Raw genomic sequence first — 23,595 nt, forward strand, 5'->3', positions numbered from 1 at the left:
TTTTGTATAATGGGTCAGCGACTTATATTCAGTGGCGAGCTTAACCGAATAGGGAGGCGTAGCGAAAGCGAGTCTTAATAGGGCGTTTAGTCGCTGGGTATAGACCCGAAACCGGGCGATCTATCCATGGGCAGGTTGAAGGTTAGGTAACACTGACTGGAGGACCGAACCGACTACCGTTGAAAAGTTAGCGGATGACCTGTGGATCGGAGTGAAAGGCTAATCAAGCTCGGAGATAGCTGGTTCTCCTCGAAAGCTATTTAGGTAGCGCCTCATGTATCACTCCAGGGGGTAGAGCACTGTTTCGGCTAGGGGGTCATCCCGACTTACCAAACCGATGCAAACTCCGAATACCTGGAAGTGCCGAGCATGGGAGACACACGGCGGGTGCTAACGTCCGTCGTGAAAAGGGAAACAACCCAGACCGTCAGCTAAGGTCCCAAAGTCATGGTTAAGTGGGAAACGATGTGGGAAGGCTTAGACAGCTAGGAGGTTGGCTTAGAAGCAGCCACCCTTTAAAGAAAGCGTAATAGCTCACTAGTCGAGTCGGCCTGCGCGGAAGATGTAACGGGGCTCAAACCATGCACCGAAGCTACGGGTGTCATCTTTGATGACGCGGTAGAGGAGCGTTCTGTAAGCCTGTGAAGGTGAGTTGAGAAGCTTGCTGGAGGTATCAGAAGTGCGAATGCTGACATGAGTAACGACAATGCGAGTGAAAAACTCGCACGCCGAAAGACCAAGGTTTCCTGCGCAACGTTAATCGACGCAGGGTTAGTCGGTCCCTAAGGCGAGGCTGAAAAGCGTAGTCGATGGAAAACAGGTTAATATTCCTGTACTTCCAGTTATTGCGATGGAGGGACGGAGAAGGTTAGGCCAGCCTGGCGTTGGTTGTCCAGGTTTAAGGTGGTAGGCTGAAATCTTAGGCAAATCCGGGATTTCAAGGCCGAGAGCTGATGACGAGTTGCCTCTAGGCGACGAAGTGGTTGATACCATGCTTCCAAGAAAAGCTCCTAAGCTTCAGATAACTGGGAACCGTACCCCAAACCGACACAGGTGGTTAGGTAGAGAATACCAAGGCGCTTGAGAGAACTCGGGTGAAGGAACTAGGCAAAATGGCACCGTAACTTCGGGAGAAGGTGCGCCGGCGAGGGTGAAGGACTTGCTCCGTAAGCCCATGCCGGTCGAAGATACCAGGCCGCTGCGACTGTTTATTAAAAACACAGCACTCTGCAAACACGAAAGTGGACGTATAGGGTGTGACGCCTGCCCGGTGCCGGAAGGTTAATTGATGGGGTTAGCGCAAGCGAAGCTCTTGATCGAAGCCCCGGTAAACGGCGGCCGTAACTATAACGGTCCTAAGGTAGCGAAATTCCTTGTCGGGTAAGTTCCGACCTGCACGAATGGCGTAACGATGGCGGCGCTGTCTCCACCCGAGACTCAGTGAAATTGAAATCGCTGTGAAGATGCAGTGTATCCGCGGCTAGACGGAAAGACCCCGTGAACCTTTACTATAGCTTTGCACTGGACTTTGAATTTGCTTGTGTAGGATAGGTGGGAGGCTTTGAAGTGGGGACGCCAGTTCTCATGGAGCCATCCTTGAAATACCACCCTGGCAACTTTGAGGTTCTAACTCAGGTCCGTTATCCGGATCGAGGACAGTGTATGGTGGGTAGTTTGACTGGGGCGGTCTCCTCCCAAAGAGTAACGGAGGAGTACGAAGGTGCGCTCAGACCGGTCGGAAATCGGTCGTAGAGTATAAAGGCAAAAGCGCGCTTGACTGCGAGACAAACACGTCGAGCAGGTACGAAAGTAGGTCTTAGTGATCCGGTGGTTCTGTATGGAAGGGCCATCGCTCAACGGATAAAAGGTACTCCGGGGATAACAGGCTGATACCGCCCAAGAGTTCATATCGACGGCGGTGTTTGGCACCTCGATGTCGGCTCATCACATCCTGGGGCTGAAGCCGGTCCCAAGGGTATGGCTGTTCGCCATTTAAAGTGGTACGCGAGCTGGGTTTAGAACGTCGTGAGACAGTTCGGTCCCTATCTGCCGTGGACGTTTGAGATTTGAGAGGGGCTGCTCCTAGTACGAGAGGACCGGAGTGGACGAACCTCTGGTGTTCCGGTTGTCACGCCAGTGGCATTGCCGGGTAGCTATGTTCGGAAGAGATAACCGCTGAAAGCATCTAAGCGGGAAACTTGCCTCAAGATGAGATCTCACTGGGATCTTGAATCCCCTGAAGGGCCGTCGAAGACTACGACGTTGATAGGTTGGGTGTGTAAGCGCTGTGAGGCGTTGAGCTAACCAATACTAATTGCCCGTGAGGCTTGACCATATAACACCCAAGCAATTTGCGCACGAAAGCCAAATTGTGGTGGTGAAGACGAAAGAACCGAAAGTTCGCAACATCACAAATATCGCATATCCGAATTCGCTGGGCTGTCCATCTGGACATTCTGGCAACAGAATTTCTTGACGACCATAGAGCATTGGAACCACCTGATCCCATCCCGAACTCAGCAGTGAAACGATGCATCGCCGATGGTAGTGTGGGGTTTCCCCATGTGAGAGTAGGTCATCGTCAAGATTCATTTCGCAAAACCCCTATCTGCACATGCAGGTAGGGGTTTTGTCTTTGTGGTGCAAAAATTCCCGGGCATACGCAGCCCCTGTGGGAGCGGGCGCGCCCGCGAAACAGACGACGCGGTGTATGGCACCGGCTTCGCCGGTGTTCGCGGGCGCGCCCGCTCCTACAAAGGTCGCGCAGGCCCGCTGTTATGTTGCCTCCCACAATTCGAGCCAGAACACTAGAATAGGCCCACGCACCTATTCAGAAGCGCTATATGCCCAATCCTGTCGAACCTGAAACCTTGGCCCGGTTGCCGCTGGACGAGCTTGTCGCCTGTCATGAATGCGACCTGCTGCTGCGCAAGCCCGTGCTCCAGCATGATGAGAAGGCCCAATGCCCGCGCTGCGGCTACGAGCTCTACGCCCATCGGCACAATGTGGTCAACCGCAGCCTGGCCCTGGTACTCACCGCTTTGCTGCTGTTTGTGCCCGCCAATTTCCTGCCGATCATGCAGCTGCACCTGCTTGGCCAGACATCGGACGATACCGTCTGGAGCGGCGTGCTGGGCCTGTACAACTCGGAAATGCGCGGCGTGGCCGTGGTGGTGTTCTTGTGCAGCATGGCCATCCCTCTGGCAAAACTGCTCTGTCAGCTGGTCGTGCTCCTGAGCATCCGCCTGAACGTGGGGCGTAGTTTCGGCCTGCTGTTCTACCGCATCTATCACCACTTGCGTGACTGGGGCATGCTCGAGGTCTATTTCATGGGCGTGCTGGTGGCCATCGTCAAGCTGGTGGACCTGGCCGAACTGACCGTGGGCCTGGGGCTGTTCTGCTTCATCAGCCTGTTATTGATCCAGGTGTGGCTCGAGGTGGTGATGTCACCGCACCAGATCTGGAGTGCGCTATCAGGGGAGGACCTGCATGCGGGCGATTGATGCAGGCATTCTTGTCTGCAATGAGTGTCACGAGCTGAACAGGCAACAGCCAGACAGCACTTCACAAACTTGTACACGCTGCGGTGCCATCGTGCATGCCCGTCGGCCGAACAGCATCGCGCGCACCTGGGCGCTGCTGATTGCCGCGTCGATCCTGTACATCCCGGCCAACATGCTGCCGATCATGACCGTGAGCACCCTGGGCCAAGGCAGCCCCGACACGATCATGTCCGGCGTCATCACCTTGCTCAAGCATGGCATGGTGCCTATTGCTGCCGTGGTGTTCATTGCCAGTATCCTGGTGCCCACGTTCAAGCTGGTGGGCATCGGCTTGCTGTTGTACTCCGTTCAGCGCCGGCAGCCGCTTTCGGCACGGCAACGGATATTGATGTACCGCCTCATCGAATTCATTGGGCGCTGGTCCATGCTCGATATCTTCGTCATCGCCATCCTGGTGGCGGTGGTGAATTTCGGCCGAATAGCCAGTGTCGAAGCCAACCTGGGCGCTGTCGCCTTTGCAACTGTGGTAATCCTGACAATGCTTGCCGCTTTAACTTTCGATCCCCGACTGATTTGGGATAACACGGAGTCGGATGACGACCATGAGTGACCTGCCAACGGCTAAAACCCGCCCAGCCTCGAACTGGTCGGCCATATGGATCCTGCCTTTGATCGCCTTGATGATCGGTGGCTGGCTTGCGTGGCAGGCTTACCGTGATGCCGGTGTGGAAATTGAAGTCCGCTTCGAGTCGGGCGAGGGTATCGTCGCCAACAAGACCGAGGTGATCTACAAGGGCATGCCGGTTGGCAAGGTCAAAAGCCTGGTGCTCGACGCCAAGGGTGATAACCAGGGGGTGATCGCCACCATCGAGATGAACAAGGCTGCCGAGCCTCATCTGACCAAAGGTACGCGTTTCTGGCTGGTGAAGCCGAGCGTCAGCCTGGCAGGTATTTCCGGTCTTGAAACACTGGTGTCAGGCAACTACATCGCCGTCAGCCCGGGGGAGGGGGAGCGCACCAAGCGTTTTACCGCCTTGAAGGTGGCACCGCCGCTTTCGGACACCGAGCCGGGCCTGCACCTTACCCTCAAGGCCGAGCGGCTGGGGTCGCTCAACCGTGACAGCCCGGTGTTCTACAAGCAGATCCAGGTTGGCCGGGTCAAAAGCTATCGCCTGTCCGAGGACCAGAGCACCGTCGAGATCAAGGTCTTCATCGAGCCGGCCTATGCCAGCCTGGTGCGCAAGCACACGCGTTTCTGGAATGCCAGCGGCGTCAGCATCGATGCCTCGCTCTCGGGCGTGAAAGTGCGTAGCGAATCGCTGTCGAGCATTGTTGCCGGTGGTATCGCCTTTGCGACGCCGGAACACCGCAAGGACAGCCCACCTACCGACTCGAACCTGCCGTTCCGTCTGTATGAGGACTTCGATGCGGCCCAGGCCGGTATCCGGGTAAAGGTGAAATTGAGCGATTACGAGGGCCTCCAGGCGGGCCGTACACCGGTCATGTACAAGGGCATCCAGGTGGGCTCGCTCAAAGCCCTGACAATGGCAGACAACCTGGCCAGTGCATCGGCCGAGCTTACGCTGGACCCGTTGGCCGAGGATTATCTGGTCGAGGGCACGCAGTTCTGGGTGGTCAAACCATCGATATCCCTGGCGGGTATCACCGGCCTGGAAGCGCTGGTCAAGGGTAACTACATCGCCATTCGCCCTGGTGAGAAGGGTGCGCGGCCAGAGCGTGAGTTCGAAGCCCGCGCCAAGGCACCGCCGCTCGACCTCAAGGCACCAGGCCTGCACATGGTGCTGTTCGCCGACACCCTGGGTTCGCTGGAAGTCGGTAGCCCGGTCATGTACCGCCAGGTGAAGGTGGGTAGCGTGCAGAGCTACCAGTTCGCTCGCAACAGCAACCGCATCCTGATCGGTGTGCATATCGAGAAGGAATACGAAAAGCTGGTCAACGGTTCGTCGCGCTTCTGGAATGTCAGTGGCATCACCCTGACGGGCGGCCTGTCGGGCATCAAGATCAAGAGTGAATCACTGCAAACCCTGATGGCCGGTGGTATCGCATTCGACACGCCACGGCCCGATGTACCCTTGAAACGCCACATCCCGCGCTTCCGCCTGCATGACAGCCAGGATGCGGTCAACCGCGCGGGTACGTTGATCACCATTCGCGTGGACCGTGCCGATGGCCTTAAGCCGGGCACGGCGATTCGCTTCCGCGGCCTGGATGTGGGCAGCATCGAGAGCGTCGACCTGACCGATGACCTGCAGGCGGTGCTGCTGCGGGCGCGCATTACCGAAGCGGCGGACCGTATCGCCCGCGTCGGTACGCAGTTCTGGGTGGTCAAGCCGGCCTTTGGCCTGGTGCGTACGCAGAACCTCGACACCTTGGTGGGCGGGCAGTACCTGGAAGTGCAGCCGGCTGCCAAGGACCGTGGCCCACAGCGCGATTTCATCGCCTTGGCCGACGCCCCGCAGGTGGCAGGGCCTGAAGTCGGCCTGCCGTTGACGCTGAGCGCTCCGCGCCGTGGCTCGATCAAGCCGGGCGTGCCGGTGACCTATCGTGAGGTTGCGGTGGGCAAGGTGACGGGCTTCGAGTTGGGCCAGAGTGCTGACCGCGTATTGATCCATATCCTGATCGAGCCGCGCTATGCGGCCCTGGTGCGCAGCGGTAGTCGCTTCTGGAACAGCAGCGGCTTCGGTTTCGACTGGGGGCTGGTCAAGGGGGTTACGGTGCGTACCGAGTCGGTGGAGACCATGATCGACGGCGGTATCGCCTTTGCCACGCCGGATGGCGAGCAGATGGGCAACCCGGCACGGCCGCAGCAGACGTTCGCCTTGTTCGACAAGGCCGAGGATGAATGGCTGCAGTGGGCGCCGAAGATTCAGATCGCCAAGTAACATATGGCAGGGCTACCAAACATGGCCCTGCTTTTTTGTGTGGGAGCGGCCTTGTGTCGCGAAAGGGGCGCGCAGCGGCCCCCTTATCTCAGCGCAGATGCTGAAATTGCCGGGGGCCGCTTTGCGACCCTTTCGCGACACAAGGCCGCTCCCACAGAAGGCCGCTCCCACCGAGGGGGCGCAAACACAAATCGCAGGCAACAAAAAACCGACCCTAGGGTCGGTTTTTCGACTAGCACGTCGCTTAGGCAGCTGCAGCTTCTTTCAGCGCCTTGATGTGGCCATTCAGACGGCCTTTGTGACGAGCAGCCTTGTTCTTGTGGATGATGCCCTTGTCGGCCATACGGTCGATTACAGGCACAGCCAGAACGTAAGCGGCTTGCGCTTTTTCGGCGTCTTTTGCGTCGATGGCCTTGACTACATTCTTGATGTAGGTGCGGACCATGGAACGCAGGCTGGCGTTGTGGCTGCGACGCTTCTCAGCCTGTTTTGCACGTTTCTTGGCGGAAGGTGTGTTGGCCACCGTCGAGCTCCTCGAAAGACTTTAGGTAAATAGCAAACAAAATAGGCCGCGAATCATGCCGATCAGTCGAACGGATGTCAAGGCCACCTGCAAGGTTCCGCCGAGCGGTGCGCCAACAAGAGGGAAATATTCCTTTCTGCTGCGCGACCTGTAAACTCGGGAATTTTTGGCTCCCCTGCGAAGGCGCGGGAGTATCGCACATTCGGACGCTGTCTGGCAGCGTCCTCTGCCCTTGGCGTGAATCTTTTCGATGAACCTGCTCAAATCCCTGGCTGCGGTAAGCTCGATCACCATGATTTCGCGGGTGCTGGGCTTTGTCCGCGACACCATCCTGGCGCGTGTTTTCGGTGCCGGCATCGCCACCGATGCTTTCTTCATCGCCTTCAAGCTGCCCAACCTGCTGCGGCGCATCTTCGCCGAGGGCGCTTTTTCCCAAGCCTTCGTGCCAATCCTGGCCGAATACAAGACCCAGCAAGGCGAGGAGGCGACCCGCACCTTCGTCGCCTATGTCAGTGGCCTGCTGACCCTGGTTCTGGCGCTGGTGACCGCCATCGGCATCCTGGCGGCGCCGTGGGTGGTGTGGGCGACCGCACCAGGTTTTGTCGACAGCGCCGAAAAATACGAGCTGACCACTGCCCTGTTACGGGTGACTTTTCCTTATATATTGCTGATCTCGCTGTCGTCCCTGGCCGGGGCGATCCTCAATACCTGGAACCGTTTCTCGGTACCGGCCTTTACCCCGACCTTGCTGAACGTGGCGATGATTGCCTTCGCCGCGCTGCTCACGCCGTATTTCGACCCGCCGATCATGGCCCTGGCCTGGGGCGTGCTGGCGGGCGGCCTGGCGCAGTTGCTGTACCAGCTGCCAGCGCTGAAGAAGATCGGCATGCTCGTGCTGCCACGCCTGAACCTGCGTGATGCTGGCGTGTGGCGGGTGCTCAAGCAGATGCTGCCGGCGATCCTCGGGGTGTCGGTGAGCCAGATCTCGCTGATCATCAACACCATCTTCGCCTCCTTCCTGGTGGCCGGTTCGGTGTCGTGGATGTATTACGCCGACCGCCTCATGGAGCTGCCTTCCGGCGTGCTAGGGGTGGCCCTGGGCACCATATTGCTACCGACGCTGGCCAAGACTTACGCCAACAAGGACCGCGAGGAATACTCGCGGATCCTCGACTGGGGCCTGCGCCTGTGCTTCCTGCTGGTGCTGCCATGCACCCTGGCCCTGGCCATCCTCGCCGAGCCACTGACCGTGGCGCTGTTCCAGTACGGCAAGTTCACTGCCGTCGACGCAGCCATGACCCAGAAGGCGCTGATCGCCTATTCCGTGGGCTTGCTGGCGATCATTCTGGTCAAGGTACTGGCACCGGGCTTCTATGCGCAGCAGAATATCCGTACACCGGTGAAGATCGCGGTATTTACCCTGGTCTGCACCCAACTGTTCAACCTGGCCCTGATCGGCCCGCTCGCGCATGCCGGCCTGGCCCTGGCGATCAGCCTGGGGGCCTGCCTGAACGCCGGCCTGCTGTTCTGGAAGCTGCGCAGCCAGCAGCTGTTCCAGCCGCAGCCAGGCTGGGCGATGTTCCTGCTCAAGCTGGTGCTGGCAGTGGGGCTGATGTCGGCGGTGTTGCTGGCCGGCATGCATTACCTGCCGGCCTGGGAGCAGGGCAACATGCTCGAGCGCCTGGTGCGCCTGGCGGCTCTGGTACTGGCGGGCATCGTGACCTATTTCGGCTGCCTGTACCTGTGCGGCTTCCGGCCTCGGCATTTCGCCCGCAAGGCCTTGCACTAAGGCATCGGGCGGGTCAGGCGTCGGTTTTTCGCATTCCACGCCGCCCTTGGGCGCTGCTGCCTGTCACCAGCGCCCGGGTGTGGTTATAATCGGCCACTTTATGAGCAAGAAGCGCGTTATGCAGCTGGTTCGAGGTCTTCACAACCTGCGCCCCGAGCACCGGGGCTGTGTCGCCACCATTGGCAACTTCGACGGGGTTCACCGCGGCCACCAGGCGATCCTGGCGCGCCTGCGCGAGCGCGGCCAGGCCTTGGGCCTGCCGACCTGCGTGGTGATCTTCGAACCGCAACCACGCGAGTACTTCGCCCCCGACACCGCGCCGGCCCGCCTGGCCCGCCTGCGCGACAAGATCGAGCTGCTGGCGGCCGAGGGTATCGACCGGGTGCTGTGCCTGGCATTCAACCAGCGCCTGAGCAAGCTCAGTGCCGATGCCTTCGTCAAGGCCATCCTGGTCGACGGCCTGGGTGTACGCCACCTCGAAGTGGGCGATGACTTCCGCTTCGGCTGCGACCGCGCCGGCGACTTCGCCTTCCTGGTCGAGGCCGGCAAGCAGTACGGCTTCACCGTCGAGGCTGCCAACACGGTGATCCAGGACGGCCTGCGGGTCAGCAGCACCGAAGTGCGCAAGGCCCTGTCCGAAGGCAACTTCGAGCTGGCCGAGCACCTGTTGGGCCGCCCGTACCGCATCAGCGGCCGCGTGTTGCATGGCCAGAAGCTGGCCCGCCAGCTCGGCACACCTACCGCCAACATCCAGCTCAAGCGCCGCCGCGTGCCGCTGTCCGGGGTCTACCTGGCCAGCATCGAAATCGACGGCAAGGCCTGGCCGGGTGTCGGCAATATCGGCGTGCGCCCCACCGTTGCCGGTGACGGGCGCCCGCACCTGGAGATTCATCTGCTGGACTATGCCGGCGACCTTTACGGCCGGCGCCTGACGGTGGAGTTCCACCACAAGCTGCGTGAAGAGCAGCGATTCGCCTCCCTGGAGGCGCTGAAGTCGGCGATCGATGCGGATATCGCCGCCGCACGTGCACATTGGCACGCTCAACCGTTAACGAAGAGCCTGAAATGACCGACTACAAAGCCACGCTTAACCTTCCGGACACCGCCTTCCCCATGAAGGCCGGCCTGCCTCAGCGCGAACCGCAGATCCTGCAGCGCTGGGACAGCATTGGCCTGTACCAGAAGCTGCGCGAAATTGGCAAGGATCGTCCCAAGTTCGTCCTGCACGACGGCCCGCCCTATGCCAACGGCAAGATTCACATCGGTCATGCGCTGAACAAGATCCTCAAGGACATGATCGTCCGTTCCAAGACGCTGTCCGGCTTCGATGCGCCGTATGTGCCGGGCTGGGACTGCCATGGCCTGCCGATCGAGCACAAGGTCGAGGTCACCCACGGCAAGCATCTGTCCGCCGACCGCACCCGCGAGCTGTGCCGCGAGTACGCCGCCGAGCAGATCGAAGGGCAGAAGACCGAGTTCATCCGCCTGGGCGTGCTGGGTGACTGGGACAACCCGTACAAGACCATGAACTTTGCCAACGAGGCCGGCGAAATCCGCGCCCTGGCCGAGATGGTCAAGCAAGGCTTCGTGTTCAAGGGCCTTAAGCCGGTGAACTGGTGCTTCGATTGCGGTTCGGCCCTGGCCGAGGCCGAAGTCGAATACGCCGACAAGAAATCGCAGACCATCGACGTTGCCTTCCCTGTTGCCGACGAGGCCAAGCTGGCTGCTGCCTTCGGCCTGGCTTCGCTGGCCAAGCCGGCCGCCATCGTGATCTGGACCACCACTCCGTGGACCATCCCGGCCAACCAGGCACTGAACATCCACCCGGAGTTCAAGTACGCCCTGGTCGACACCGGCGAGCGCCTGCTGGTACTGGCCGAAGAGCTGGTGGAGTCGTGCCTCAAGCGCTACAGCCTGGAAGGCTCGGTCATCGCCACCGCCCAGGGTTCGGCGCTGGAACTGATCAACTTCCGCCACCCGTTCTACGACCGCCTGTCGCCAGTCTACCTGGCCGACTACGTCGAACTGGGCGCCGGTACCGGCGTGGTGCACTCCTCGCCAGCCTACGGTGAAGACGACTTCGTCACCTGCAAGCGCTACGGCATGGTCAACGACGACATCCTCACCCCGGTGCAGAGCAACGGCGTGTACGTCGACTCGCTGCCATTCTTCGGCGGCCAGTTCATCTGGAAGGCCAACCCGGCCATCGTCGAGAAGCTGAGCGAAGTCGGTGCGCTGATGCACACCGAAACCATCAGCCACAGCTACATGCACTGCTGGCGCCACAAGACCCCGCTGATCTACCGCGCCACCGCGCAGTGGTTCGTGGGTATGGACAAGCAGCCGACCACCGGCGAGCCGCTGCGCGAGCGTGCACTGAAAGCCATCGAGGACACCAAGTTCGTGCCGGCCTGGGGCCAGGCGCGCCTGCATTCGATGATCGCCAACCGCCCGGACTGGTGCATCTCGCGTCAGCGCAACTGGGGCGTGCCGATCCCGTTCTTCCTGCACAAGCAGACCGGCGAGCTGCACCCACGCACCGTCGAGCTGATGGAAGCAGTGGCCAAGCGCGTCGAACAGGAAGGCATCGAGGCCTGGTTCAAGCTGGACGCCGCCGAACTGCTGGGTGCTGAAGCCGAGCAGTACGACAAGATCACCGACACCCTCGACGTATGGTTCGACTCGGGTACCACCCACTGGCACGTGCTGCGTGGCTCGCATGACATTGGCCACGCCACCGGCCCGCGTGCCGACCTGTACCTGGAAGGTTCCGACCAGCACCGCGGCTGGTTCCACTCGTCCTTGCTGACCGGTTGCGCCATCGACGGCCACGCGCCGTACCGCGAGCTGCTGACCCACGGCTTCACCGTGGACGAGAACGGCCGCAAGATGTCCAAGTCGCTGGGCAACACCATCGAGCCGGAGAAGGTCAACAACACCTTGGGTGCCGATATCCTGCGCCTGTGGGTTGCCGCTACCGACTATTCCGGTGAAATGGCCGTTTCCGAGCAGATCCTGCAGCGCAGCGCCGACGCCTACCGCCGTATCCGCAACACTGCACGCTTCCTGCTGTCCAACCTGTCCGGCTTCGACCCGGCCCGCGACCTGCTGGCCCCGGAAGACATGCTGGCGCTGGACCGCTGGGCCGTAGACCGCACCCTGCTGCTGCAACGCGAGCTGGAAGAGCACTACAGCGAGTACCGTTTCTGGAACGTCTACTCCAAGGTGCACAACTTCTGCGTGCAGGAGCTGGGTGGCTTCTACCTCGACATCATCAAGGACCGCCAGTACACCACCGGCGCCAACAGTGTCGCCCGCCGTTCCTGCCAGACCGCGCTGTACCACATCAGCGAGGCGCTGGTGCGCTGGATCGCGCCGATCCTGGCGTTCACCGCCGACGAAATCTGGCAGTACCTGCCAGGCGAGCGCAACGAGTCGGTAATGCTCAACGGCTGGTACCAGGGCCTGAGCGAACTGCCGGAAGGCACCGAACTGGACCGCGCCTACTGGGACCGCGTGATGGCCGTCAAGGCATCGGTCAACAAGGAGCTGGAAAACCAGCGTACCGCCAAGGTCATCGGCGGCAACCTGCAGGCTGAAGTCACCCTGTACGCCGACGAAGGCCTGAGCGCCGACCTGGGCAAGCTGGGCGACGAACTGCGCTTCGTGCTGATCACCTCGGCTGCCAGCGTGGTGCCGTTCGTGCAGGCGCCAGCCGAAGCCGTGGCCACCGAAGTCGAAGGCCTCAAGCTGCAAGTGGTCAAGTCCGGCCACGCCAAGTGCGGCCGTTGCTGGCACTTCCGCGCCGACGTCGGCAGCCACCCGGAGCACCCGGAAATCTGCGGCCGTTGCGTCGACAACCTGAGCGGTTCCGGCGAGGTGCGCCACTATGCCTAACCCTGCAGCGGGGCGCTTCGGGCGCCTTGCATGGCTTTGGCTGAGCCTGGTGGTACTGGTCCTCGACCAGGCCACCAAGCTGTATTTCAACAATGCCCTGACCATGTACCAGCAGGTTGTCGTCATCCCTGACTACTTCAGCTGGACCCTGGCCTACAACACTGGCGCGGCGTTCAGCTTCCTGGCGGAAAGCTCCGGCTGGCAGCGCTGGCTGTTCGCCCTGATCGCCGTGGTGGTCAGTGCCGTGCTGGTGGTGTGGCTCAAGCGCCTGGGGCGCAACGAGACCTGGCTGGCCGTGGCGCTGGCGCTGGTGCTGGGTGGCGCGATCGGCAACCTGTACGACCGCGTCGTGCTCGGCCATGTGGTCGACTTCATCCTGGTGCACTGGCAGAACCGCCATTACTTCCCGGCCTTCAACCTGGCCGACAGCGCCATTACCGTTGGTGCGGTGATGCTGGCGCTGGATATGTTCAAGAGCAAGAAGTCCGAGGATCCGGTCCATGACTGACACCCGTATCGGCCAGAACACCGAAGTCACCCTGCACTTCGCGCTGCACCTGGAAAACGGCGACACCGTCGACAGCACGTTCGACAAGGCCCCGGCCACCTTCAAGGTTGGCGATGGCAACCTGCTGCCGGGTTTCGAGAACGCGCTGTTCGGCTTCAAGGGCGGTGACAAGCGTACCGTCGTGGTGGCCCCGGAGAACGCCTTCGGCCAGCCCAACCCGCAGAACGTGCAAGTCATGCCGCGGTCTCAGTTCGAGGGCATGGAGTTGTCCGAAGGGCTGTTGATCATCTTCAACGACGCCGCCAACACCGAGCTGCCGGGTGTGGTCAAAGCGTTCGATGACGACCAGGTGACCATCGACTTCAATCACCCATTGGCTGGCAAGACCCTGACCTTCGAGGTGGAGATCCTCGAGGTGAAGGCCCTGTAAGCCTGGAGCCGAGCATGCAAATCAAACTCGCCAACCCTCGCGGCTTCTGCGCGGGGGTCGACCGGGCGATCGAGATCGTCAACCGCGCGCTGGAAGTCTTCGGCCCGCCGATCTATGTGCGTCACGAAGTGGTGCACAACAAGTTCGTGGTGGAAGACCTGCGTAACCGCGGCGCCATCTTCGTCGAAGAGCTGGACCAGGTACCGGACGATGTCATCGTCATCTTCAGTGCCCACGGTGTTTCCCAGGCCGTGCGCCAGGAAGCCGCTGGCCGTGGCCTGAAAGTGTTCGATGCCACCTGCCCGCTGGTGACCAAGGTGCACATCGAAGTGGCCAAGTACAGCCGCGACGGCCGTGAGTGCATCCTCATCGGCCACGAAGGGCACCCGGAAGTCGAAGGCACCATGGGCCAGTACGACGCCAGCAACGGTGGCGCCATCTACCTCGTCGAAGACGAGGAGGATGTTGCCAACCTGCAGGTGAAGGACCCGGACCACCTGGCGTTCGTCACCCAGACCACGCTGTCGATGGACGACACCAGCCGCGTCATCGACGCCCTGCGTGCGCGCTTCCCGAACATTGGCGGCCCGCGCAAGGACGACATCTGCTACGCCACCCAGAACCGCCAGGACGCGGTCAAGCAACTGGCGGACGAGTGCGACGTGGTACTGGTGGTCGGCAGCCCGAACAGCTCCAACTCCAACCGCCTGCGCGAGCTGGCCGAGCGCATGGGCACCCCGGCCTACCTGATCGACGGTGCCGAGGACCTGCAGCGTGGCTGGTTCGAGCAGACGGCGCGGGTCGGCATCACCGCCGGTGCTTCGGCCCCCGAAGTACTGGTGCGTGGTGTGATCGAGCAGCTCAAGGCCTGGGGCGCCAGCGGTGCTGAAGAGCTGGATGGGCGGGAAGAGAACATCACCTTCTCCATGCCCAAGGAGCTGCGGGTTCGGTCGCTGATCTGAAACGGCCCCCACCTGATGCTGTTTTATGTGGGAGCGGCCTTGTGTCGCGAAAGGGCCGCAAAGCGGCCCCGGCAATATCAGCGCCAACGCTGAAATCCCGGGGCTGCTTTGCAGCCCTTTCGCGACACAAGGCCGCTCCCACAACGACCACGTATGCTAGCTGGAGGTGTCTTTGCATCGGGATTTTTTTGGCTCTCCCATATCTACCCTGACCCTGCCAGTCGATGCCATCACCACTTGATACTGGCTAGTTGCGGTCAAGCGCTCGCAAATCTCCATCGTTGAACCTAACCAATTACCGTTGGCCCCAAGCGGAACACCCTGCGCACTGAATTTCAGCTGCTCGCCGCGATTGCTCGTGATCTTCAGCGGCCGTGAAAGACGCTGCTCGCGCAGCACCTGCCCGTTATGCTCCAGCATCACCTGCCAACCATTCCCCCAGTTACCGTCCAACGCCTGCACCAGCACCGGCTGGCTTTGCAACATGGCATGGCTGCGCGCACTGCGCAGCGCCTGCGCCAGGTCTCGCGCAGCTGCCGCCCTGTGTAGGTCGTCGCTCAATCTGGCGTAGGCCGGCATGCCGAGCTGTGTCAGCAATACGGCCACCGCCAGGGCCGACAACATTTGTATCAGTGTTACACCTCGTTGCTTCACCGTGCATTCCTCCCTGGAAGTGCTTGGCTGTAGCTTCACGGTCGTTGGACCGGCGGTCCAGTCGCCCGGGTTCAATGCAATTGCAGGAAAAGTCGCAGGAGGTGCAGGGATGCACGCAAGACAACGAGGCATGACGCTTCTGGAAGTGTTGTTGGCGGTGGGTGTGGTGGCCGTGGGTATGTTCGCAGCGGCAGGCCTGCAACTGCAGGCATTGCAGGCTGCGGAGGATGCGCGTCGCGATGGGAAGGCGGCAATGGCGGCTCACAGCGAGCATGAAAGGGGGCGGCCATGAGCCGCGTCCAGCGTGGTTTCGGCTTGCTTGAGCTGATGCTGGCGCTGACCATCGGGTTGCTGCTGTTGGCGGCGGCCAGCCAGCTATTTACCTCGGCCCACCATACCTGGCGGCTGCACAGCACGGCAGTACGCATGCAGGATGACGCTCGCCTGGCATTGCTGCGAATGGCCCAGGATATCCGCATGACCGGGATGTTCGGCTGCTTGCGACTGCAGCCAAAGCACTTCGGCAGTTCGAGCGCAGAGCACGCATTCGCCCGGCCGATGGAAGTCGAAGCATCCACCCTTAGCCTGGTCGTGGCGGAGTTACCTGGGCAAGCCGGTGGGCCGCAGTGGTTCCTGCACACGGACTGTACTAGCAAAGTGTCTGTGGACGATGAGTTGAAGGAGGGCTACCCACAGGTTCACCCCATCAGCAGATATGTCTACCAACTCGAGGGCAATACGCTGAGATTCAAACGCAACAACAGCAATTTCCAGCCGCTGGTTGAAAATGTGCGGTCAATGCGTTTGCAGCGGGTGCAAATGGCACAGGGTGAGGGGGTGGATATTGCCCTGACGCTTTACGAACCCACGCTCGAACTTGAACAGCACCATGAACTGAGCGTCGCAATCCGCAACCCGGTGCCGGCCTCATGAGTCGTCAGCGTGGCATTGTCCTGTTGTTGGCCTTGGTCCTGAGCATGCTGCTGGGGCTGCTTGCGGCGTCGGCCCTGCGAGATGCGCTGGCGCAAACGCAGATGACCGGCTATCTGAGCGAAGGCCTGCTGGCGCTGGAGCAGGCCGAGGCCACGCTGCTGGCAGGGGCAGGCGAGCTCGAGCGGGCTCCCCCCGACCCTTGCGAGGCGTGCCCGCCACCCGCTCGACCGCATGACCTGAGCGGGCAGTGGCAGCGCACGCCAACCGGCTATTTCCATTTGCAGAATCTGGGTACCAGCGAACACGCGGCGCATATGCCGGAAGGGCAGCAGGTCACCCTGTACCGCGTCACCGCCGTCAGCCTGCAAACCCAGTCACGGCATGTGCTGGAAGCGGTCTATGCCATGGGCGAGGACACGACCCGGCGCATTGCCTGGCGCCAGAGATTGCGAGGAGACTGACATGCAGCAAGGCTTGAGCCTGATCGAGTTGTTGATTGTGCTGGCCGTGACCGGCATTCTGGCAGCCATTGCCTACCCCAGTTACAGCGACCAGCTACGGCGAGCCGCGCGCAGCGAAGTGGTTGGCCTGCTGCATGATGCCGCCCTGCGCCTGGAGCGCCACCGCGTATGCACTGGCCAATACGCCGAGGGCGACCCGGCCTTGCCCGACGGTACCCGCTATTACAGCCTGCAGGCCCAGCGCGACAGCGACACCTTCACGCTGCGCGCCCGGCGGCTGCCGAGTGGGCTGATGGCGCAGGACCGCTGTGGCGATTTCCAGCTCGACCAGGCCGGCGTGCAGCGCAATCCGGGTGCCGTCGAAGACAGCGTGCACTGCTGGGGAAGCTGAAGGTTGAATGATGCCCGGTGCATCGCGGATTTACTTCAGGTGTTGGATCGACAGATGAGCAAGCAAGTAGTGGTGGTCGGTGGCGGGGTGATCGGCCTGCTGACGGCATTCAACCTGGCGGCGAAGGTCGGGCAGGTGGTGGTGTGTGATCAGGGTGAAGTCGGCCGCGAGTCGTCCTGGGCCGGCGGTGGCATCGTTTCGCCGCTGTACCCGTGGCGCTACAGCCCGGCCGTGACCGCCTTGGCACACTGGTCACAAGACTTTTATCCACAGCTGGGCGAGCGCTTGTTCGCCAGCACCGGCGTCGACCCCGAAGTGCACACCACCGGCCTGTACTGGCTTGACCTGGACGACGAGGCCGAAGCGCTGGCCTGGGCCGAGCGTGAGCAGCGACCGCTGAGTGCCGTGGATATTTCGGCGGCCTATGACGCGGTGCCGGTGTTGGGCCCGGGCTTCAAGCGTGCCATCTACATGGCCGGCGTGGCCAACGTGCGCAACCCTCGCCTGGTGAAGTCGCTCAAGGCGGCGTTGCTGGCGTTGCCCAACGTGACCTTGCGTGAGCACTGCCAGATTACCGGCTTCGCCGAGCAAGGCGGTCGCGTGACCGGTGTGCAGACGGCAGACGGCGTGCTGGCGGCGGATGAGGTGGTGCTCAGTGCCGGCGCCTGGAGTGGCGACCTGCTGCGTACGCTCGGCCTGGAATTGCCGGTGGAGCCGGTGAAGGGCCAGATGATTTTGTTCAAATGTGCCGAAGACTTCCTGCCGAGCATGGTGTTGGCCAAGGGGCGCTATGCGATCCCTCGGCGGGATGGGCATATTCTGGTGGGTAGCACGCTGGAACATGCCGGGTACGACAAGACCCCGACCGAGGAGGCGTTGGAGAGCCTGAAGGCCTCGGCGGTGGAGTTGCTGCCTGAGCTAGAGGGGGCCACGGTGGTGGCGCATTGGGCCGGGCTGCGGCCGGGATCGCCGGAGGGTATTCCGTACATAGGGCCGGTGCCGGGGCATGCGGGGCTGTGGTTGAACTGCGGTCATTACCGCAACGGGCTGGTGCTGGCGCCGGCTTCGTGCCAGCTGTTTACCGACCTGTTGACCGGGGCAGAGCCGATCATTGACCCGGCGCCGTATGCGCCAGCCGGGCGGTTGAGCTGAGATTGCCGGGGCCGCGTTGCGGCCCTTTCGCCGGCAAGCCAGCTCCCACAGGTCCACCTACAGCCACGGGACCTGTGCTTTACCTGTGGGAGCCGGCTTGCCGGCGATGAGGCCAGCAAGGCCAATAAATATTTCAGCCGGCGGGTCCAATAGAGCACTCAACCGGTAATCGGTGCCTGCGAGTGCCGGCTTGGATAATGCTGCTCATACACCTTGCACACCCGCAGTACCTGCTCATCGGCAAAGCGCCCGGCCACCACCTGCAGCCCCACCGGCAACCCCTCGCGGGTGAACCCGCAGGGCACCGAAGCCGCCGGCTGCTGGGTCAGGTTGAAGGGATAGCTGAACGGCGTCCATTCCATCCACTGCGTCATCCCCGACCCCGGCGGCACATTGTGCCCTGCCTCGAATGCCACCAGCGGTAGCATCGGCGATACCAGCACGTCATGACGCTGGTGGAAGGCATTCATCTTCGCGATCAACTCTGCCCGTGCCTCCAGAGCCTGGGTGTATTCGCCCAGACTGATTCGCGCTCCCTGTTCGGCAATCCAGCGCAGCCCTGGGTCAAGCTGCGCCCGCTGTTCATCGCTGAACGCACTGGCCAACCGCGCCGCCCCGGCAAACCACAGGGTATTGAACGTCTCCAGCGGGTCACCGAACCCTGGGTCGACTTCCTCAACCTGTGCGCCCAGCCGTGCCAGGCGCTGCACGGCCTGGGCCACCAGTGCCTGGACCTGCGGGTCGACCTGCACGTAACCGAAGTTGGCACTGTAGCCGATGCGCAGGCCGCTCAGGTCCTGTTCCTGGCCCAGCCACGGCGCCTGCCTGGGTGCGCCGGCCAACCCGTCACGGGCATCGGGGCGGGCGACGCAGTCGAGCATCAGTACCGAATCGTCGACGGTGCGCGTCATCGGCCCCAGGTGCGACAGCACGGTCATGGCACTGGGCGGCCATTGCGGTACGTAGCCGAAGGTCGGCTTGATGCCGAAGGTGCCGGTAAAGGCGCAAGGGATGCGAATAGAGCCGCCGGCATCGCTGCCCTGGTGCAGCACGCCCAGGTTCAGCGCGGCTGCCGCCGCGGCGCCACCGGACGAGCCGCCGGCGGTCAGCCGGGTATCCCAGGGGTTGCGGGTGATGCCGTACAGCGGGTTGTCGGTCACCCCCTTCCAACCGAACTCCGGCGTGGTGGTCTTGCCCACCAACACAGCGCCGGCTTCGCGCATGAAGGCCGTGAAGGGCGCATCGACTTCCCACGGGCCTGCGCCCGAGGTAGTGCGCGAGCCCTTGCGTGTGGGCATGCCCCGGGTCAGGGTCAGGTCCTTGATCGAGGCGGGTACGCCATCCAGCCGGCCGCAGGGCTCGCCACGCTGCCAGCGCTGTTCGCTGGCGCGGGCGGCGGCGCGGGCACCTTCGCCGTCGACATGGCAATAGGCGTTGACCGCCGGGTTGTGCAGGTCGATGCGCGCCAGCACATCGTCGATCACCTCGACCGGTGACAGTTGGCGGCGCTGGTACAACTCGAGCAGTTCGACGGCGGTGAACTCGCCAATCGCGGTTTTCTGGGTCATCTCAACGGGCTCCCGGGTTGGCGGCCTGGAACATGGCGCGCAGCAGCACGTCGCAGCCATCGGCCAGGTCCTGTGGCGCGGCATTTTCGATTTCGTTGTGGCTGATGCCGCCCTCGCAAGGCACGAAGATCATCCCGGCCGGGCCCAGTTCGGCGAGGAAGATCGCGTCGTGGCCGGCGCCGCTGACGATATCCATGTGGCTCAGGCCCAGCTCCCGCGCGCCTTGGCGCACGGCGTCCACGCACTGCTCGGCGAAGTACAGCGGCGGGAAGTCGGCGGTTGGCGTCAGCTCGAAACTCAACCCGTGTCTTACCGTGCTGGTTTCAATGGCCGCGCGTACTTCGCTGACCATGGCGGCGAGGTGCTCGGGGTCGAGGTGGCGCAGGTCGATGGTCATCTGCACCTGGCCGGGGATGACATTGCGCGAGCCCGGGTGCAGGTTCAGGCAGCCGACGGTGCCGCAGGCATGCGGCTGGTGGGCGTGCGCCACGCGGTTGACCGCAGCCACCACCTCGGCGGCACCGACCAGGGCATCCTTGCGCAGGTGCATCGGGGTCGGGCCGGCATGGGCCTCGACGCCGGTCAGTACCAGGTCGAACCATTTCTGCCCCAGGCAGCCCTGGACCACGCCAATGGTGGTGCGCTGGTCTTCCAGCACCGGGCCTTGTTCGATATGTGCTTCGAAGTAGGCACCGACGGCATGCCCGGTGGGCGCGCGCGGGCCGGCGTAACCGATGCGCTGGAGTTCCGCGCCTACCGACAGGCCCTGGTCGTCGACCTTGGCCAGGGTCTCCTGCAGGCCGAACTTACCGGCGAACACCCCCGAGCCCATCATGCACGGCGGGAAGCGCGAGCCTTCCTCGTTGGTCCATACCACCACTTCCAGCGGGGCCTCGGTGGTCAGGTCCAGGTCGTTCAGGGTGCGCAGCACCTCGAGGCCGGCCATGACCCCGTAGCAGCCGTCGAACTTGCCGCCGGTGGGTTGGGTGTCGATGTGGCTGCCGGTCATCACTGGCGGCAGGGCCGGGTTGCGCCCCGGGCGGCGGGCGAAGATGTTGCCGATGGCGTCGATGCTGACCGTGCAGCCGGCGTCTTCGCACCAGCGCACGAACAGGTCGCGGGCCTGGCGGTCGAGGTCGGTCAGGGCCAGGCGGCATACGCCACCCTTGGCGGTGGCGCCGAGCCGGGCCAGGTCCATCAGCGATTGCCAGAGGCGATCGCGGTTGACCAGCGGGCCTTGGTCGAGCAGGTGCTGCGAGGGATCGATGCGGGTGTTCATGGTTCATCTCTCCTGAAATGACTGGGTTGCTTGTACTGGCCTCTTCGCGGGTGAACCCGCTCCCACAGGGACATCACTGCCTTCAGGTCTGCGGGCCCCTACCACCAGGACGACGCGTTCACTGTGGGAGCGGGTTTACCCGCGAAGAGGCCAGTACAGGTAAACGAGGCCTGTATCAGGCACTAAGGGCCAGGTAACGGTTCTTGATGCTCGGGTCCTCGCGGAACTGCGCCGCACTGCCCTGGTAGGCGACGCGACCCTGTTCCAGCACGTAGTGGCGGTCAGCGAGGGCGTCGCAGACCATCAGGTTCTGTTCCACCAGCAGGATCGACAGGCCTTCGTCCTTGATCCGCCGCAGAATCCTCACCAGTTCGTCGACGATCACCGGGGCCAGGCCTTCGGTGGGCTCGTCGAGGATCAGCAGCTTGGGGCCGTTGAGCAGGGCGCGGGCGATGGCCAGCATCTGCTGCTCGCCACCGGACAGGGCGAAACCGCCGTTGCGGCGCCGTTCCTTCAGCCGCGGGAACATGCTGTACACGTCTTCCAGCTGCCAGCGGCTGTCCTTGCGAACGGCAATCCTCAGGTTCTCCTCCACGCTGAGCTGGCGAAAGATGCCGCGGTGCTCCGGCACCAGGGCAATGCCGAGCCGGGCGATATCGAAGATTTCGCGGCCGACCAGCTGCTGGCCGTTGAAGCTGATCTGCCCCTGCCGTGGGCGGACGATGCCGAGGATGCTGCGCAGGGTGGTGGTCTTGCCGGCGCCGTTGCGCCCCAGCAGGGTCACCAGTTCGCCAGCCTCGACCTTGAGCGAGACGCCTTCGAGCACATGGCTCTTGTCGTAGTAGGAGTGGATCGAATCGACATTGAGCATCAGGCGGCCTCTCCAAGGTAGGCGGTGCGGACACGCTCGTCGTTGCGCACCTGTTCAGGGGTACCCTCGACCAGGATCTGGCCGTGGCTCATCACCGTGATGCGTTGGCTGATCGACATGACGATGCTCATGTTGTGCTCGATCAGCAGCACGGTGTGGTCGCGGCCGAGGTCGCTGATCAAGTCGGTCATCACCGGGATGTCGTCGATGCCCATGCCTGAAGTGGGTTCGTCGAGCATCAGCAGGGTGGGTTTGGCGCAGATCGACATGCCCACCTCCAGCACCCGTTGCTGGCCGTGCGACAGCTCGCCGGCCAGGGTCTCGGCGCGGGCGGCAAGCTTCAGGCGCTCCAGCACCTGGTCGGCGGTGTCCCAGTGGCTGCGCTTGTGCTCGACGCTGCGCCAGAAGTTCAACGCACCCAGGCCATCGCGGCCCTGGGCGGCAAGGCGCAGGTTCTCGCGCACCGACAGGTTCTGGAACAGGCTGGTGAGCTGGAACGAACGGGCCATGCCCAGCGCCACGCGCCCGTGGGACGGCTTGCGGATGATGTCCTGGCCGTTGAACAGGATCTTGCCTGCGGTGGCCTGGCGCTCGCCGGTCAGGCAGTGGAACAGGCTGGTCTTGCCGGCGCCGTTGGGGCCGATGATGGTATGGATGGAGCCGGCGCGAACCTTGAGGTCGACACCCGCAACCGCCTTGAACGGCCCGTAGGCCAGCTCCAGCTGGCGGGTTTCCAGGAGGTAGTCGCTCATCACAGAGTCTCCTTGGTCTTGGCCTGGGGTTTGTCATTGGCATTGCGGTTAGCCAGCAGGCGCTTGCCCAGTTCGGCCAGGCCGCCCCACAGCCCGCCACGCATGAACACCACCACCAGGATCAGGATCACCCCCAGCAGCATCAGCCAGCGCGGCCACAGCTCCGACAGCACATCGCCCAGCAGCACGATGGCGCCGGCCCCCAGCAGCGAGCCGAACAGCGAGCCGGTGCCGCCGACGATGGTCATGATCAGGATGTTCTCGCTCATCATCAGGTCGATGTTCGACAGCGGCGCAAAGTGCAGCAGCATGGCGTACAGCGCCCCTGCGATACCGGTGATGGCGCCCGACAGCATGAACACCAGGATCTTGAAGTGGCGGGTGTCGTAGCCGATGGCTGCGGCGCGGGTCTCGTTTTCGCGGATGGCCAGCAGGGTGCTGCCGAATGGCGAGCGGATCACCCGCAGGGCGCCGGCAAAGATCAGCAGGAACAGCACCGCGACGAACACATAGAAGTGCCGTGGGTCGGCCAGGTCGACCAGCACATGGCCGGCGATTTCGATGTTGGGCCGGGGCACATCGAGCAGGCCGTTGTCACCGCCGGTCCAGCCGCTGAGGGTGTAGGCCAGGAAGTAGGCCATCTGGCTGAAGGCCAGGGTCAGCATGACGAAGTAGATACCCGTGCGGCGGATCGCCAGGGCGCCTACCAGCAGCGCCAGGAAGGCACCGAACACGGCTGCGCCAAGCAGCGCGGCGAACATGCCCCACTGCAGGTGGATCATCAGCAGCGCCGCGCCATAGGCGCCCACGCCAAAGAAGATGCCCTGGCCGAACGACAGCAGGCCGGTGTAGCCGAGCAGCAGGTTGCAGGCCAGCGCCGCCAGGGCAAAGATCAGGATCTCGGTGGCCAGGGTGGCCGATGGCAGCAGCAGCGGCAGCGCCACCAGGCTGGCGACCACCAGCAACAGCAGGGCCGGGGCGCGGCCCTTGGCGACTGGCAATGGGTTTTTCTCGCTCAT

Annotated in this window: 21 protein-coding genes and 2 rRNA genes (1 of these 23 only partly in view); 16 read left to right on the top strand and 7 right to left on the bottom strand. The window is 62.7% G+C overall.

Features of this window, described 5'->3' with window-relative positions:
• The 5 genes from ABX298_RS13750 to ABX298_RS13770 all read left to right on the top strand — a co-directional run.
• A 23S ribosomal RNA gene (locus tag ABX298_RS13750) occupies nucleotides 1-2,335 on the top strand; it begins 556 nt to the left of the window's first position.
• 136 nt (nucleotides 2,336-2,471) lie between these two features.
• Nucleotides 2,472-2,587, top strand: a 5S ribosomal RNA gene (gene rrf, locus ABX298_RS13755).
• Nucleotides 2,588-2,843: 256 nt separating this feature from the next.
• The gene (locus tag ABX298_RS13760; RefSeq protein ID WP_367393232.1) at nucleotides 2,844-3,503 is read left to right on the top strand and encodes a paraquat-inducible protein A; all 660 of its coding nucleotides are present in this window, start codon (nucleotides 2,844-2,846) and stop codon (nucleotides 3,501-3,503) included.
• Nucleotides 3,490-4,113 (top strand): paraquat-inducible protein A, encoded by a 624-nt coding sequence (locus ABX298_RS13765; RefSeq protein WP_367393233.1) that lies wholly within the window; start codon nucleotides 3,490-3,492, stop codon nucleotides 4,111-4,113. Before ABX298_RS13760 ends, ABX298_RS13765 begins: the two co-directional genes overlap by 14 nt.
• Nucleotides 4,106-6,406 carry an MlaD family protein gene (locus ABX298_RS13770; RefSeq protein WP_367393234.1) on the top strand — a complete coding sequence of 767 codons (2,301 nt, stop codon included), beginning with the start codon at nucleotides 4,106-4,108 and terminating at the stop codon, nucleotides 6,404-6,406. Before ABX298_RS13765 ends, ABX298_RS13770 begins: the two co-directional genes overlap by 8 nt.
• Before the next feature lie 244 nt (nucleotides 6,407-6,650).
• Here the strand turns inward: ABX298_RS13770 and rpsT are convergent, their stop codons facing one another.
• Nucleotides 6,651-6,929, bottom strand: a complete 279-nt coding sequence (gene rpsT, locus ABX298_RS13775) for a 30S ribosomal protein S20 (RefSeq protein WP_003247625.1) — start codon at nucleotides 6,927-6,929, stop codon at nucleotides 6,651-6,653.
• A 250-nt stretch (nucleotides 6,930-7,179) separates the two neighbouring features.
• On the opposite strand from rpsT, the gene murJ reads away from it, so the two are divergent.
• The 6 genes from murJ (at nucleotide 7,180) to ispH (ending at nucleotide 14,515) form a co-directional block, all read left to right on the top strand.
• On the top strand, nucleotides 7,180-8,718 hold the full coding sequence (gene murJ, locus ABX298_RS13780; RefSeq protein ID WP_075043650.1) for a murein biosynthesis integral membrane protein MurJ: 1,539 nt from the start codon (nucleotides 7,180-7,182) through the stop codon (nucleotides 8,716-8,718).
• A gap of 118 nt (nucleotides 8,719-8,836) precedes the next feature.
• Complete coding sequence (ribF, locus tag ABX298_RS13785; protein ID WP_025337594.1) at nucleotides 8,837-9,787, top strand: bifunctional riboflavin kinase/FAD synthetase; 951 nt, start codon at nucleotides 8,837-8,839, stop codon at nucleotides 9,785-9,787.
• Nucleotides 9,784-12,615 (top strand): isoleucine--tRNA ligase, encoded by a 2,832-nt coding sequence (gene ileS / locus ABX298_RS13790; RefSeq protein ID WP_085592500.1) that lies wholly within the window; start codon nucleotides 9,784-9,786, stop codon nucleotides 12,613-12,615. The genes ribF and ileS overlap by 4 nt, the downstream gene beginning before the upstream one ends.
• Nucleotides 12,608-13,123, top strand: coding sequence for a signal peptidase II (gene lspA / locus ABX298_RS13795; protein WP_025337596.1), 516 nt, complete (start codon nucleotides 12,608-12,610; stop codon nucleotides 13,121-13,123). Before ileS ends, lspA begins: the two co-directional genes overlap by 8 nt.
• Nucleotides 13,116-13,553, top strand: a complete 438-nt coding sequence (fkpB, locus tag ABX298_RS13800) for an FKBP-type peptidyl-prolyl cis-trans isomerase (protein ID WP_003258215.1) — start codon at nucleotides 13,116-13,118, stop codon at nucleotides 13,551-13,553. The genes lspA and fkpB overlap by 8 nt, the downstream gene beginning before the upstream one ends.
• 14 nt (nucleotides 13,554-13,567) lie before the next feature.
• Entirely contained in the window at nucleotides 13,568-14,515 is a 948-nt protein-coding gene (ispH, locus tag ABX298_RS13805; RefSeq protein WP_025337597.1) for a 4-hydroxy-3-methylbut-2-enyl diphosphate reductase, read from the top strand.
• 156 nt (nucleotides 14,516-14,671) lie between these two features.
• On the opposite strand, the gene ABX298_RS13810 is transcribed toward ispH, so the two are convergent.
• Nucleotides 14,672-15,169, bottom strand: a complete 498-nt coding sequence (locus tag ABX298_RS13810) for a GspH/FimT family pseudopilin (protein ID WP_075043653.1) — start codon at nucleotides 15,167-15,169, stop codon at nucleotides 14,672-14,674.
• A 109-nt stretch (nucleotides 15,170-15,278) separates the two neighbouring features.
• Between ABX298_RS13810 and ABX298_RS13815 the strand changes: the two genes are divergently transcribed.
• The 5 genes from ABX298_RS13815 to thiO are packed head-to-tail and all read left to right on the top strand — an operon-like array spanning nucleotide 15,279 to nucleotide 18,106.
• Complete coding sequence (locus ABX298_RS13815) at nucleotides 15,279-15,461, top strand: prepilin-type N-terminal cleavage/methylation domain-containing protein (protein ID WP_075043654.1); 183 nt, start codon at nucleotides 15,279-15,281, stop codon at nucleotides 15,459-15,461.
• A complete protein-coding gene (locus ABX298_RS13820) occupies nucleotides 15,458-16,102 on the top strand; it encodes a PilW family protein (RefSeq protein ID WP_367393235.1) in 645 nt (214 codons plus the stop codon). Before ABX298_RS13815 ends, ABX298_RS13820 begins: the two co-directional genes overlap by 4 nt.
• The gene (locus ABX298_RS13825; RefSeq protein WP_085592508.1) at nucleotides 16,099-16,563 is read left to right on the top strand and encodes a hypothetical protein; all 465 of its coding nucleotides are present in this window, start codon (nucleotides 16,099-16,101) and stop codon (nucleotides 16,561-16,563) included. Before ABX298_RS13820 ends, ABX298_RS13825 begins: the two co-directional genes overlap by 4 nt.
• A gap of 1 nt (nucleotide 16,564) precedes the next feature.
• Nucleotides 16,565-16,954, top strand: coding sequence for a type IV pilin protein (locus ABX298_RS13830; protein WP_317410499.1), 390 nt, complete (start codon nucleotides 16,565-16,567; stop codon nucleotides 16,952-16,954).
• Nucleotides 16,955-17,008: 54 nt separating this feature from the next.
• Complete coding sequence (gene thiO / locus ABX298_RS13835) at nucleotides 17,009-18,106, top strand: glycine oxidase ThiO (protein ID WP_075043657.1); 1,098 nt, start codon at nucleotides 17,009-17,011, stop codon at nucleotides 18,104-18,106.
• Between the two features lie 158 nt (nucleotides 18,107-18,264).
• Here thiO and ABX298_RS13840 read toward each other — a convergent pair whose 3' ends face one another.
• From ABX298_RS13840 to ABX298_RS13860, 5 genes are all read right to left on the bottom strand, one after another.
• Nucleotides 18,265-19,674: an amidase gene (locus ABX298_RS13840; RefSeq protein WP_367393236.1), complete on the bottom strand. Its 1,410-nt coding sequence runs from the start codon at nucleotides 19,672-19,674 to the stop codon at nucleotides 18,265-18,267.
• A gap of 1 nt (nucleotide 19,675) precedes the next feature.
• Complete coding sequence (locus ABX298_RS13845) at nucleotides 19,676-20,953, bottom strand: Zn-dependent hydrolase (RefSeq protein ID WP_075043659.1); 1,278 nt, start codon at nucleotides 20,951-20,953, stop codon at nucleotides 19,676-19,678.
• Between the two features lie 175 nt (nucleotides 20,954-21,128).
• Complete coding sequence (locus tag ABX298_RS13850) at nucleotides 21,129-21,824, bottom strand: ABC transporter ATP-binding protein (RefSeq protein ID WP_047934069.1); 696 nt, start codon at nucleotides 21,822-21,824, stop codon at nucleotides 21,129-21,131.
• The gene (locus ABX298_RS13855) at nucleotides 21,824-22,576 is read right to left on the bottom strand and encodes an ABC transporter ATP-binding protein (RefSeq protein ID WP_039614950.1); all 753 of its coding nucleotides are present in this window, start codon (nucleotides 22,574-22,576) and stop codon (nucleotides 21,824-21,826) included. Before ABX298_RS13855 ends, ABX298_RS13850 begins: the two co-directional genes overlap by 1 nt.
• The gene (locus tag ABX298_RS13860) at nucleotides 22,576-23,595 is read right to left on the bottom strand and encodes a branched-chain amino acid ABC transporter permease (protein WP_039614951.1); all 1,020 of its coding nucleotides are present in this window, start codon (nucleotides 23,593-23,595) and stop codon (nucleotides 22,576-22,578) included. Before ABX298_RS13860 ends, ABX298_RS13855 begins: the two co-directional genes overlap by 1 nt.

This window comes from Pseudomonas sp. X4 (assembly GCF_040784925.1).
Taxonomy (GTDB): Bacteria; Pseudomonadota; Gammaproteobacteria; order Pseudomonadales; family Pseudomonadaceae; genus Aquipseudomonas; species Aquipseudomonas putida_Z.

Coding starts and splice junctions, on each gene's coding strand:
- ABX298_RS13760 (WP_367393232.1), top strand. CDS start 2,844: ATGCCCAATCCTGTCGAACCTGAAACCTTGGCCCGGTTGCCGCTGGAC.
- ABX298_RS13765 (WP_367393233.1), top strand. CDS start 3,490: ATGCGGGCGATTGATGCAGGCATTCTTGTCTGCAATGAGTGTCACGAG.
- ABX298_RS13770 (WP_367393234.1), top strand. CDS start 4,106: ATGAGTGACCTGCCAACGGCTAAAACCCGCCCAGCCTCGAACTGGTCG.
- murJ (WP_075043650.1), top strand. CDS start 7,180: ATGAACCTGCTCAAATCCCTGGCTGCGGTAAGCTCGATCACCATGATT.
- ribF (WP_025337594.1), top strand. CDS start 8,837: ATGCAGCTGGTTCGAGGTCTTCACAACCTGCGCCCCGAGCACCGGGGC.
- ileS (WP_085592500.1), top strand. CDS start 9,784: ATGACCGACTACAAAGCCACGCTTAACCTTCCGGACACCGCCTTCCCC.
- lspA (WP_025337596.1), top strand. CDS start 12,608: ATGCCTAACCCTGCAGCGGGGCGCTTCGGGCGCCTTGCATGGCTTTGG.
- fkpB (WP_003258215.1), top strand. CDS start 13,116: ATGACTGACACCCGTATCGGCCAGAACACCGAAGTCACCCTGCACTTC.
- ispH (WP_025337597.1), top strand. CDS start 13,568: ATGCAAATCAAACTCGCCAACCCTCGCGGCTTCTGCGCGGGGGTCGAC.
- ABX298_RS13815 (WP_075043654.1), top strand. CDS start 15,279: ATGCACGCAAGACAACGAGGCATGACGCTTCTGGAAGTGTTGTTGGCG.
- ABX298_RS13820 (WP_367393235.1), top strand. CDS start 15,458: ATGAGCCGCGTCCAGCGTGGTTTCGGCTTGCTTGAGCTGATGCTGGCG.
- ABX298_RS13825 (WP_085592508.1), top strand. CDS start 16,099: ATGAGTCGTCAGCGTGGCATTGTCCTGTTGTTGGCCTTGGTCCTGAGC.
- ABX298_RS13830 (WP_317410499.1), top strand. CDS start 16,565: ATGCAGCAAGGCTTGAGCCTGATCGAGTTGTTGATTGTGCTGGCCGTG.
- thiO (WP_075043657.1), top strand. CDS start 17,009: ATGAGCAAGCAAGTAGTGGTGGTCGGTGGCGGGGTGATCGGCCTGCTG.
- ABX298_RS13840 (WP_367393236.1), bottom strand. CDS start 19,674: ATGACCCAGAAAACCGCGATTGGCGAGTTCACCGCCGTCGAACTGCTC.
- ABX298_RS13845 (WP_075043659.1), bottom strand. CDS start 20,953: ATGAACACCCGCATCGATCCCTCGCAGCACCTGCTCGACCAAGGCCCG.
- ABX298_RS13850 (WP_047934069.1), bottom strand. CDS start 21,824: ATGCTCAATGTCGATTCGATCCACTCCTACTACGACAAGAGCCATGTG.
- ABX298_RS13855 (WP_039614950.1), bottom strand. CDS start 22,576: ATGAGCGACTACCTCCTGGAAACCCGCCAGCTGGAGCTGGCCTACGGG.
- ABX298_RS13860 (WP_039614951.1), bottom strand. CDS start 23,595: ATGAGCGAGAAAAACCCATTGCCAGTCGCCAAGGGCCGCGCCCCGGCC.